Below are 12,812 nucleotides of genomic sequence, written 5' to 3'. Positions count from 1 at the left end.
CTGGCCTCCTGGTCTATTTCTGCCGCTATGGGTTCCACTTCTTTCACGGCGAACTCTCTAACCATTTTTCTGACCAGTTCCTGTTCCTTTGTCAAACTGAAATTCATTCTTGCCTCCTGCTATACTTTTTTATCATTGAACTCATCTTTTCTGTAACTTAACCTGAATTATGTTCAGCAATTTCCATGCCACATGTTTCTTTTGGATAAAATTTTCCCTAAGTTGTTATATTCAGTAAAATACGTTGGAATTTCAGCGATATTTTATTTGAATGTCTTTAAGGTATACAAAAAACATTTTTCATGGCACAATTAAAATCAATGCATTTTTACATACGATGCGTCTGCGCATCTTTACAGACCTTCTGCATGCAAAAAAAAGAGACAGATTTATTTCCATCTCTAAAAAATTGCTATCTTCCCATCCATCCGCCATCCACCAGCAGTATTGAGCCGTGTATGTAGTCTGAAGCCCTTGATGATAAGAACAATACTGCTCCTATCATATCTTCAGGGGTACCGTATCTTCCTGCCGGAATTCTGTCCAGTATCTGAGCATTTCGTACTTCATCCGATTTTATTGCTGCAATGTTGTCGGTATCCATGTATCCTGGTGCAATGGCATTTACATTTATTCCCTTTGATGCCCACTCGTTTGAAAGTGCCTTTGTAACCTGGGCAATTCCTCCTTTGCTGGCAGCATAAGCAGGAACTGTATAACCTCCCGAGAAACTCAACAGGGAAGCGGTGTTTATTATTTTTCCGCAGCCCTTCTTCAGCATAACCTTGCCTGCCTCCTGGCTTAGCACAAAAGCAGAAGTCAGGTTCACCTTTAAGACTGTTTCCCAGTCCTCTAATGGAAACTCTGCCGAAGGATGTCTTATCTGCATTCCGGCATTGTTTACCAGTATATCCAAGTCACCCAGTATGCTTAACGCTTCGCTGAATGCCATGATCACATTATGCGTCTCCCTGAAGTCTGCAACAACACCGTGCACCGGAGTGTCTGTAGTGCTCATGCTCTTTGCCACATCCTTAACCTTTTCGCTGGTTCCCATGATAACAAGCTCTACACCTGCATCGTGAAGGCCCTGGGCCATGGCTTTGCCAAGTCCTCTGCTGCCTCCGGTAACAATGGCTTTTTTGCCTTTTATGTCAAACAAATCAATCATATCTATCACCTATTTATTCATCATGGTAGGAAGCCACATGGTTATCTCAGGAACAAATGATATTATCAGCAAAACTACAACCAGTACCATAATGAACGGCAATATAGCTTTACTTAGATCCTCAAATGAAACCTTGGTTATACCGCAGGCCACAAACAGGTTTACACCAACAGGAGGAGTTATGAATCCAACTGCCAAGTTGACCACCATCAATATACCGAAGTGGATAAGGTTCATTCCTGCATAAGCAGCCACAGGAGCCAGTATTGGTCCGAGAATCATAATGGCTGCCAGTGTTTCCATTACGCATCCTACAAACAGCAGCAATATGTTGAGCATTACAATAATTACAACCGGATTGTCGCTTATGCTCAGTATTCCGTTAACTATCTGGTCCGGAATTCGCGCAATTGTCAAAACTCTTGCGAATATTGTACCGGTACCTACTATTATCAGGACTGTTCCTACGGTCATTGAAGAGCCGATCAATGAATTCCATATTTTTTCCAGAGTAAGTTCCTTGTATATAAATCTGCCTGCTATGAACCCGTACACTACCGATACAACCGCAGCCTCGGTAGGCGTAAAGAATCCTCCGTAAATTCCGCCCAATATGATTACAGGAACAAACAGCGCCCATATGCCTTCCTTTAGAGAAGCAAAAACACGTTTAAATGAAAACTTCAGCCCGTTGCCTTTAAAGCCCTGTTTCTTGCATATAACATAGCTTAATGACATAAGTCCGCCTGCAAAGACAATACCAGGCCCAAATCCGCCCACAAACAGGTTCCCAACTGATGCTCCCGTTGCCACGCCGAAAATTACCATCGGTATGCTCGGAGGTATGATAACGCCAAGGCATCCGCTTGCTGCGATTACTGCTGCTGAAAATTTCTTTGAATATCCTCTTTGAAGCATTGCAGGATACATGATGGAACCTATAGCTGCAACGGTTGCCGGTGCAGAACCTGAAATTGCTCCGAAGAATGCACATGTAATGATAGTAACCATAGCAAAGCCGCCTGTGAAGTGTCCTACGAAACTTTCTGCTACGTTAACCAGCCTCTGCGACAACCCTCCACCTTCCATCAGCGCGCCTGACAGCATGAAAAACGGAATTGCCATCAGCGGAAATGAATCTGCGGCAGTAAACATGTTTGTGGCAATAAATGAAAGGGGCAATGCATTCGTAAGTCCGATGAATGTTAGCATGCTCAGGCCGATGGCTATACCGATCGGTACATTCAGAATTATAAATAAGGCAAAACTGCCAAAGATTATTAAAGCGTCCATTATTCCTTATCCTCCTTTTTCCCACTAACCCTTTTCTTTTCTTCCTTGAAAAGCAGCAATGTGTCTTGAACCAAACGAATCAAAACCATAATGAATCCGATTGTATATGAGGAATACGGAACAACCATCGGAATCTGAACTGCAGGTGACACCTGTCCCGAACTGCCCATTTTTATCAGCAGAAGCACCCCCTGATAGGTGATTACTGCTGCAAAAATAGCAAACAAAACATTTGAAACAACCTGCACAATAAATTTACCCTTGCCCCTGAACAGCAGCATTACAGCATCCACCTTAATATGAGCTCTTTCCTTTACACCGTATGAACAGGCAATATATATGAGCCATACAAAGCAGTAACGTGCTATTTCCTCGGTCCAGTCCAGCGGCAGACCGGTCCATCTCAATATGAGCTGCAGGGTTATGATGATAGTCATTGATGACAATAAAACTGCACAAATTGATTTTTCTAGATAATTATCAAGCCATTTGATTACTTTCATTTACATACCTCGCTTTAAATTCAAAGAAACATAATATCTATCAACAAGTCCGAAACTTGTAATAGTATCCACTCCAGTCAGCCCGGAGTGGATATTTGTTTATCTCAATGCATCTACTTGTTTCAGGAAGTCTTCCATGTTTGTAACCGGCTTGCCTTCTGCCCTGAACCAGTCATACACTGAAGCACTGGCTTTTCTGAAAGCTTCTCTTTCTTCCGGTGTCAACACTTCGATTTTTGTTCCTGCAGCTTCAACAGTCTTCTTAGCTTCGGCTTCATACTTAACTGCTTCTTCACGCTGGTAAGCTGTAGCTTCTGCAGCAGCTTTGTCAATCAAAGCCTTTTCTTTTTCGCCAAGTCCCTTGTAGAACTCTTCATTGATAAGGAAACCTGTAAAGTCAAACACGTGTCCCAATTCTGTCATGTATGGCTGAATTTCATAGAACTTGTTTGTTGCTGTAATAGCGTATGGGTTGTCCTGACCATCTATGGTTTTTTGCTGCAATGCTGTATAAAGTTCTCCGAAGGCCATAGGCATCGGGTTAGCTCCCATTGCCTTAAACAGATTCAGGTAAAGAGGATTTTCCATAACCCTTATTTTGAGGCCCTTCATGTCTTCAGGCGATCTTACCGGTCTTGTTGCATTTGTAAGCTGACGAATTCCGTTTTCCCAGAAGCCGATTACCCTTACACCTGTAATTTCCGCAACATTGTCAGCCATCTTCTTTCCAAGCTCGCTGTCTGCAACCTTGAAGGCGTGTTCCCTGCTGTCAAACAGGAATGGAAGAGCAAACAATGAAAACTCATCTGTCCAACTTGAAAATGGAGCAATGGTTGTTTCGCCCATCTGAATGTTTCCCATTTTTACGTTTTCAACCATTTCACGGCCAGTTCCCAGCTGAGCATTAGGATAAACTTCAACCTGAATAGCTCCGCCAGATTCTTTTTCCACTATTTCTTCAAATTTGTACTGTGCCTTTGTTATCGGATGATTTTCCGGTACTGTCCCCCCTACCTTTATAGTCATTGATTTGTAATCAGAGGATGCAGTTCCTGAGCTCTGATTGCTGCTGCCTGATGCTTCCTTGCTTCCGCATGCAGTTAACAAAGAAGCCATGGAAAACATCATTGCTAATACCAGAAATAAAGAAATTCCCTTTTTAAAATTTTTCATTTTTTCCTCCTAGTTTAATCCGTATAATTTATTTACTCTTAAAAGTGATTCGTAGATCACTTGGGGAGTCACTTCAAATGGCATTTTATGAGCGTTGGGACCTGAGCTGCAGGTAGCTTCAGATATCTCCATGAGAAGCTGGTCGCTCGGATTGTCAATGCCTAAATTTTCAAAGGAGTAAGGAAGCCCAACAGAAACATAAAAATTCAGCACTTCCTTGAATTCTTCGTCGTTCCACTGATTATTAACCATATATTCGGTCACCAGCTGCACAATGGTTCCGAAAGCCACCCCTTCACCGTGCATAATGGGGAAGGGTTTTATTGCAGCCGTCATACCATTATATATTGCATGGGCAATGGCACAACCGTTGTTTTCAAAGCCTACACCGCTTAATAAAATATTTGCTTCAACAACTTTTTCAAGCGCTTCTGACCATTCCTTCATTTCAACCGATTGTTTTGCTTCAACACCGTATTCCAGCAAAATATCATTGCACAGCTTTGCCAGGGCAAAAGCCGCCTCAGTATGCCTTCCTCCTGTGTAATTCGTTGTTCCCGATTGGTGGCACGCTCGTGCTTCATAATAAGTGGCGAAAGCATCGCCCATACCTGCCACAAGCAATCTCACAGGTGCATTTGCAATTACATTTGTGTCGACTATTACCATATCAGGATTTTTCTTCATTCGGGACGACTTTATGAAAGTCCCTTTCTCGTCATATATAACAGATGCTGCACTGCACGGAGCGTCTGATGCAGCGGAAGTAGGAATTACAACCAGCGGTAAATTGCATCTGTCAGACACCAGCTTAGCTGTATCAATTACTTTTCCGCCGCCTGCTCCCATTATTGCATCTATTCCGTTGTCTTCAATAATCCCCAATATTCTGTTTGCTTCATCATCTGTAGACTCATTGTTGAATATAATAAATATTAACTGGCATTCAGCTTCTTCACTGCTTTTTACAAGCTTATCCTTTATCAGTCCTATTACAAATTCATCAACAAGAACAGCATAACGATTGCCCATATATTTAATGTGCGTGAATAAATTCTCAATAATGTCTTTGCCCTGATAATACTTGCCAGGTGATACTAAACTTCTGTACATAATGTCCTCCTTTTCTGAAAATTATTTACGCAATGTATATTGCAATAGATATGCCAGCATCATTGAAAGCCATATATTTTTTTAATCAAAGCATATCGGTGTCAAAAAAGTAACAAAATTAAACGTTTCCCTAAATTTCACGAAAGTGCAGTTCTTATTTTTTTCCATGTTTAGTGCATACACAAACTGAAATTCATAGTATGTTGCGATGCACAAATGTAAGTTTATGCCGTTTTGCATCAATGACTAATAAAGCCGGAGATTATCCCCGGCTTATTCTACAGATTATATTTTTTTAGTTTTCTGACTATTGTAGATTGGTCGACTCCTAAGTTATCTGCTATGGCTCTTGTAGTTTGATATTTGATCTTTGCCTTTTCAAGCATTGTTTTTTCTAAAAGCTCAGTAGCTTCCATCAATGTCAGATTCTCAGTATCATCAATCATGCTGACTATTTTCTTCCCAGTGTTTTTCTCTTTGTTCCAAGGAAGATCTTCTATCTGCAGATACTCATTGTTGCTTACAACAACCATGTTTTCAATTACGTTCTTCAGCTCCCTTATGTTCCCTGGCCAATTGTACTTTTCAAGTTCTTTTATAACATCTATTGTAAGCTCTTTGCTTTGATTGTACCTTTGGTTGTACCTGATCAGGAACATCATGCTCAGCGGTGCTATGTCAGAGACCCTTTTTCTTAATGGCGGAACCTTTATCCTAACAACGTTAAGTCTGTAAAACAAGTCTTCTCTGAAGGTGCCGTCATTTACCATTTCATCCAAGTCCCTGTTGGTCGCTGCAATTATCCTTACATCAACAATTTTTCCCTCAACAGCCCCAACTCTTCGGACTTCCTTTGTCTCAAGAAACCTTAAAAGTTTAACCTGCAATTCCAGCGATGTTTCTCCCACTTCATCCAGAAACACCGTGCCACCGTTTGCAGCTTCAAACAATCCTGATTTTCCTGATTGGTTGGCTCCGGTAAACGCTCCTTTCTCATATCCGAACAATTCAGACTCCAGCAGATTTTCTGGTATTGCTCCGCAGTTGATTGTTATGAAGGGCTTGTCTTTTCTTAAACTGTTGTTATGTATACACTTGGCTACCATCTCCTTACCTACTCCGGATTCACCCAAAATTAAAACTGTAGCCTGGAAATTGGCAACCCTCTTGGTTAAATCAAGTATGTCCTGCATAGGCTTACTGACAGCAAGTATGCAGTCATTATCATCCTGGTTTTTTTCGATAAATTCCTTATAGTTTTCCAGGTAGGTTCGATTTAGCTTCTTTTCTTTCAGAAGTTCCTCTCGCAGCTCATAAATCTCACTTATGTCCCGAGCATTTATTACGACTTTTTTTACTTCTCCATTCTTGTCGAATATAGGCATTCCGGTTACAATTATGTTTCTTCCGTCCTTAGTTATCTGCTTTTTTGAAACAGCTTGTTTTTGCTCGATTACAACGTAAGCCACAGAGTTTGGCATCCAAACCGGATTTATTAAATCCCTCATGCTTTTTCCCCACATGTCTTCTCTCTTTATTGCTGCAACTCTTTCGTAGGAACTGTTTACATGAAGGATTTTTCCGTCATTGTCAGTAACAAGTATTCCATCATATGAACCCTCAAGGATTTCGTTTAATTCATCTATAACCTCTTTTTGATGGTTTATTTCATCTTTTAATGACTTGTAGCCTTCCATCTCTATAATAATGTAACAGTTCAGCAAATGGCCGTTTTCACCTTTCACATTGAATGGAACGATATAATAGTTCAAATCGTTTTCAGACATACAGAAAACATTGCCCGTATTGAATGTAATTTGACGGAAAGATGGAATAACAGAAAACAAATCCTTGTTTATTGAATATTCACTGTCGATATTCAAAATTTTTTCAGCAAATTGATTTATGTAAGTGATTTTATTGTTACCGTCAGCTGCTATAATTCCATTTGTATTCTTCATTATAAAATCTTTCAATTTTGCTTCCTTCAGTACCATATGAATTATTCCTCCTGCCGCGCAATTAACTACCCGCGAAATTTTGTTATTCATTTATTATATCATCAGTTCGAGCCTCTAATCGGCTTGCTTCACATGATATAACAACTGCACCTGAAAAAAAAGACCCTAGGCTTTGTTACATTTTTAATATTTATTATATCATAAAAACATTTGCTGCGAAAGACAAAAATGGCTTCAGATGAAGCCATTTCAAATGTCAAATTCTGTAAATCAGTTTTCGATTTTGGCAATTGCCTTTGCCAGATTCTTCTTATGATTTATGTTGCCCTGCCTTGAAATCATAATCCTTTGTGCTTGTGGAGAACCTGCTCCGTGCATTGATTCTGTCCTGTATCCTACTGCAGCTGTACCCAGGGTCAGGTTTTCTATCAATCTGAGCAGCCTCAGCCTGTCCTCCGTTGTAACGTCAGCAGTGCCTTGCAGGTATTTTTTAATATACGGTCCTACCTTCGGATCATTGAGATCCTTTTCGGATGGAGCCGTAACCATCAAACCTCCTGCTATGTCTTCAGCAAGCCTTGCAATTTCATAGGGAAACCTTGTTACATTCTGTTTGCACACATTTGCCAGCAGCAGGTCTATTATGTAATTTCCTGATTTAGTCCTGTGCCCTTCTGCTGAACATGCTATTCCGCAGCTGTACAACGTTTCATTGAGATGTGTCATCTCAATTAATTTGTCCTTAACGTGAGAGGCTTTGTTAGCACCGTTGTAATCTGCAACCAGCGCAGCAGCCCCAATCAACACATCACCTACACCTACCTTGCATCCTCCGTAACTTTGTCTGTGGTAACCGGCAAACCTTTCAACCATCATGCCTGCAAATTCAGTTTCTCCATTTAAGAAAATCCTGTCATTTGGAACAAATACGTTATCAAAAATCAACAAGGCTTCCATGCCGCCAAATTCACTGTTACCAACATCTATTTTTGATCCTTCAAGCTTTCTTGTATCACACGACTGCCGCCCGATAATCATTAAAACACCTTCAGCGTCCACAGGAACGGAAAAAGAAACTGCATAGTCCTTGTCTTCCGGACTCATGGCAATCGTCGGCATTACAAGAACCTCATGAGAGTTGCATATCCCTGTCTGATGCGCTTTTGCACCTCTCACAACTATGCCGTCATCTTTTCTTTCAACTATTCTTAAATACAGGTCCGGATCTTTTTGTTTGCTTGGCGGCAATGATCTGTCACCTTTAGGGTCAGTCATGGCTCCGTCAACTGTAAGGTCATTTTCCTGAACATACTGCATGTATTTTACAAATCTGTCAAAATAATTTGTACCGCATGACTGATCTATTTCGAAAGTAGTGCTGTACACTGAATTGAATGCATCCATGCCTACACATCTCTGGAAGCATGAAGCTGTCTTTTGTCCCAGCAGCCTCTGCATCTTAACCTTTTTTACAAGGTCATCAGTACTTTGATGAATATTTGTAAAACGATTGATCTTTTTCCCGGTAATAGACGATGTTGTTGTCATTAAGTCCTCATATTCCGGCAGTTGTGCCAAATCATAGGTTGCTTTTACAGAATTCAGTGAAGGCCTGAGAATCGGATTATCTACCGAATTTTCTATTTTTTCACCGAACATATAAATTTGCATGTTCATTTTTCTGATGCTTTCTACGTATTGTTCTCCGCTCATTAATGTCATGATACGTTCCTCCATAAAATATATTCATATTATTTTATAGCAATAAGCATGCCAACTTTTGAACAGTACAAATACGCATTTTTCATGCTACAACTTAAGCAATTGCCATGCAAATGTATTTTTAATGCATTTTTGCATCAGCCTGATTCAAAATAAATAGCCCTTGCGTAATGCAAGAGCCTAAATATGCCTCTAAATTTTTGCCCTTTTATTTATAACAGTACCCTGTTCTTTTCCTCAATCTACCGCAGTTGCAGAAACCGGTCCTATGCCCGTTATCCTTGACCGGCTCCTGCTTTACACTGCGGCCTGACTTACTGACTGATGGTTGTTGCGCCTCTAAATACTTTATCTAGCCAGGTTCTTATATCTTTCGTATCTGTATTTTGCATCGGCTTCTGCTTTTTTGAACAATTCTTCAGCCTGCTCCGGGTACATTTTGTAGAGTGAAGCATATCTTACTTCGCTTATTAAAAATTCCCTGAAACTCTTGGTCGGAGTTTTTGAATCCAGCGTGAACGGATTCTTTCCTTCAGCCTCAGCCATTGGATTGTATCTGTAAAGAGCCCAGTATCCGCTGTCAACAGCGTCCTTTGCCTGGGTCTGTGACTTGCCCATTCCGACTTTGATTCCGTGATTGATGCACGGTGAGTATGCAATAATCAGGGACGGTCCCGGATAGCTTTCAGCTTCCATTATTGCCTTAAGCGTCTGATTCTTGTCTGCACCCATTGATATTTGTGCGACATAGACATAACCGTAGCTCATGGCCATCATACCTAAGTCTTTCTTTCTTGTCTTTTTGCCGTTTGAAGCAAATTCTGCTATGGCAGCGGTAGGTGTAGCCTTTGAAGACTGTCCTCCTGTGTTTGAATAAACTTCTGTATCAAATACCAGGACATTAACGTCTTCGCCTGAGGCAAGGACATGGTCAAGTCCGCCGTATCCGATATCGTAAGCCCAGCCGTCTCCGCCGAATATCCAGTGGGATCTCTTTATAAAGTAATCCTTGTTTTCATAAATTCTATTTAAAAGCTCATCGTTGCCCTTTTCTTTTTCCAGAATGTCAGTCAGCCTGTCAGCACGTTCTCTTGTTCCCTCTGACTTGTCAAATCCGTCAATCCATTCCTGAAGAGCTTCCTTCAGCGCTCCCGCTGCATTGCCTGTTATAGCTTCAGCAGCTTTCATCTTTGTAGCAACTCTTAACTTTTGAACTCCAAGGTACATACCGAAACCATATTCTGCATTGTCCTCAAACAATGAGAATCCCCATGACGGTCCGTATCCCTTTTCGTTTACAGTGTATGAAACCTGTGGTGAACCTCCCCAAACTGTTGAGCAGCCTGCTGCATTTGATATCATCATCCTGTCGCCGAACAGCTGAGTAACAAGTTTAGCATATGGTGTTTCGCCACAGCCTGCACATGCTCCGGAGAACTCCAGAAGCGGCTTCTTGAACTGACTTCCTTTTACAGTTCCTTCAACATTTTTCGGAATATCCTTTGTTGGAATGTCTTTTGCGTAGTTCCAATCCTTCAGGAATTGTTCTCTATGTGAAGCGAGCGGCATCATGCTTATTGCCTTTTCTTTTGCCGGACAAACATTTACGCAGCTTCCGCAGCCTGTGCAGTCCTGAGCTGAAATTGCCAGATGGTACTGCATTTCTTTAAAACCTGTGGCAGGAACAGTCTTGAATCCTTCCGGAGCCGATTCAGCTTCTTCTTCTGTAAGAATTACGGGTCTGATAACAGCGTGTGGGCATACATATGAACATTGGTTGCACTGTATGCATTTGCTTGAATCCCACAGTGGAACATCAATTGCAATTTCACGTTTCTCCCAGGCCGTTACACCAAGAGGGAATGTTCCGTCTTCACGGCCGTTGAATGCACTGACAGGCAGGTTGTCTCCTTCCTGTTTGTTCATGGCAAGTATTACATTTTCAACAAACTCAGGCATTCCTTCATTCTTCCTGGCTTCAGCATCAGCTGCTGTCTTCCATGATTGAGGAACATTTACACGTTTCATGTTTTCAAAACCCTTGTCGACTGCCAGATTATTCATATCAACAACGTTCTGTCCCTTATTGCCGTATGATTTTTCAACTTCTTTTTTAAGATATTTTGAAACTTCCTCAACCGGTATGATACCTGCCAGCTTGAAGAACGCAGCCTGCATGATCATGTTGATCCTTCCGCCGAGACCTATATTTTTTGCAACGTCAACGGCGTTAATTATGTAGAATTCGGCTTCGCTGTTGGCAATGTCTCTTTTCAACGAAGCTGGAAGCTGCTCTTCAAGCTCTTCTTCGTTCCAGATACAGTTCAAAAGGAATTTTCCTCCTTTTTTAATGCCTGTCAGAAGATTGTACTTATTTACATATGCCTGGTTATGGCATGCTATGAAGTCTGCCCTGTTTATTGCATATGGTTCCTTTATTGGAGATTCTCCAAATCTTAAGTGTGATATTGTCAATCCTCCGGACTTTTTAGCGTCATATTCGAAGTATGCCTGCGCATAGAAATCCGTGTTGTCGCCTATAATTTTTATTGCAGACTTGTTTGCGCTTACTGTTCCGTCTGAGCCGTATCCCCAGAATTTGCATGCTATGGTTCCTTTCGGAGTAGGGTCGATGCTTTCCTTGCTTACAGGCAGCGATTTGAAAGTAACGTCGTCAACAATGCTTACCGTGAAATCATTTTTAGGATTGTCCAGTTTCAGATTGTCAAATACCGAAATTGCATCATCCGGTTTGAAGTCTTTTGAACCCAGTCCGTATCTTCCTCCAACAATCAAAGGTGCATTTTCCATTCCGTAGAATGCGTTCTTTACGTCCAGGTACAAAGGTTCTCCATTAGCTCCCGGTTCCTTTGTTCGGTCAAGCACAGCAATTTTCTTTACTGTCTTTGGGATTTCATTGAGCATAAACTCTGCAGAGAAAGGTCTGTAAAGATGAACTTCCAGTAAACCCACCTTCTCGCCCTTGCTGTTCAGATAATCCACAACCTCGCTGATCGTATCGCATCCTGAACCCATGGCTATTATGATGTTTTCTGCATCTGGTGCTCCGTAATAATTGAAAAGTCTGTAGTTTCTTCCTGTAAGCCTGTTGATTTCATCCATGTATGACTGCACTATACCCGGTACAGCGTCATGGAACTTGTTTATGGATTCTCTCAGCTGAAAGAAAATATCAGGGTTCTGGGTAGTTCCTCTAAGGGCCGGATGATTTGGACTTAATGCGTTGTTTCTGAAAGCTCTCAATGATTCATAGTCAACGAGCTTTGACAGTTCTTCGTATTCAAGAACCTCAATTTTCTGATACTCATGGGAAGTTCTGAATCCATCAAAGAAATGGAGAACAGGAAGCCTTGATTTGATTGCACTAAGATGAGCAATCGCTCCAAGATCCATAGCCTGCTGAACGCTGCTTGAAGCCATGATTGTAAAGCCTGTCTGTCTTGTTGACATAACATCCTGATGATCTCCGAAAATACTCAGTGAGTTTGACGCCAATGAGCGGGCGCTTACGTGAAATACTGCAGGCAGCAATTCTCCTGCGATTTTGTACATATTGGGAATCATCAAAAGCAGTCCTTGAGATGCTGTATAGGTTGAAGTCAGAGCACCTGACTGCAACGATCCGTGCAGTGTTCCTGCGGCTCCGCCTTCTGACTGCATTTCTTTTACCAAGACTGTTTCACCAAAAATGTTTTTCTTGCCCTTTGAGGACCATTCATCAACTGAACCTGCCATCTGTGAAGATGGCGTTATAGGATAAATCGCAGCCACGTCTGTAAATGCATATGAGGCATAGGCTGCGGCCGTATTCCCATCCATAGTTTGAGTTCTTCTCTTAACCATATCTTTCTCCTT

General features: G+C 41.5%; 9 protein-coding genes. All 9 read right to left on the bottom strand.

Going from position 1 to position 12,812, the window contains the following annotated elements:
* A partial coding sequence (locus AAGU76_RS14880; protein WP_342486314.1) for an acyl-CoA dehydrogenase family protein occupies nt 1–107 on the bottom strand: 107 nt, incomplete at its 3' end.
* A gap of 305 nt (nt 108–412) precedes the next feature.
* Nucleotides 413–1,171 (bottom strand): SDR family oxidoreductase, encoded by a 759-nt coding sequence (locus AAGU76_RS14875; protein WP_342486297.1) that lies wholly within the window; start codon nt 1,169–1,171, stop codon nt 413–415.
* Between the two features lie 9 nt (nt 1,172–1,180).
* The gene (locus AAGU76_RS14870) at nt 1,181–2,464 is read right to left on the bottom strand and encodes a TRAP transporter large permease (protein ID WP_342486296.1); all 1,284 of its coding nucleotides are present in this window, start codon (nt 2,462–2,464) and stop codon (nt 1,181–1,183) included.
* On the bottom strand, nt 2,464–2,967 hold the full coding sequence (locus AAGU76_RS14865; RefSeq protein WP_342486295.1) for a TRAP transporter small permease: 504 nt from the start codon (nt 2,965–2,967) through the stop codon (nt 2,464–2,466). The genes AAGU76_RS14870 and AAGU76_RS14865 overlap by 1 nt, the downstream gene beginning before the upstream one ends.
* Nucleotides 2,968–3,066: 99 nt before the next feature.
* Nucleotides 3,067–4,140, bottom strand: a complete 1,074-nt coding sequence (locus AAGU76_RS14860; RefSeq protein WP_342486294.1) for a TRAP transporter substrate-binding protein — start codon at nt 4,138–4,140, stop codon at nt 3,067–3,069.
* Between the two features lie 9 nt (nt 4,141–4,149).
* Complete coding sequence (locus tag AAGU76_RS14855) at nt 4,150–5,253, bottom strand: glycerol dehydrogenase (protein WP_342486293.1); 1,104 nt, start codon at nt 5,251–5,253, stop codon at nt 4,150–4,152.
* 278 nt (nt 5,254–5,531) lie between these two features.
* Nucleotides 5,532–7,250, bottom strand: coding sequence for a sigma 54-interacting transcriptional regulator (locus tag AAGU76_RS14850; RefSeq protein WP_342486292.1), 1,719 nt, complete (start codon nt 7,248–7,250; stop codon nt 5,532–5,534).
* 234 nt (nt 7,251–7,484) lie between these two features.
* Entirely contained in the window at nt 7,485–8,936 is a 1,452-nt protein-coding gene (locus tag AAGU76_RS14845; protein ID WP_342486291.1) for a 4-hydroxyphenylacetate 3-hydroxylase family protein, read from the bottom strand.
* 348 nt (nt 8,937–9,284) lie between these two features.
* On the bottom strand, nt 9,285–12,800 hold the full coding sequence (nifJ, locus tag AAGU76_RS14840) for a pyruvate:ferredoxin (flavodoxin) oxidoreductase (RefSeq protein WP_342486290.1): 3,516 nt from the start codon (nt 12,798–12,800) through the stop codon (nt 9,285–9,287).
* Nucleotides 12,801–12,812 lie beyond the last annotated feature (12 nt).

The organism is Sedimentibacter sp., from assembly GCF_038562225.1.
Classification (GTDB): Bacteria; Bacillota; Clostridia; order Tissierellales; family Sedimentibacteraceae; genus Sedimentibacter.
The sequence above is the reverse complement of the archived record's forward strand: the minus strand, read 5'-3'. Positions and strand labels throughout refer to the sequence as shown.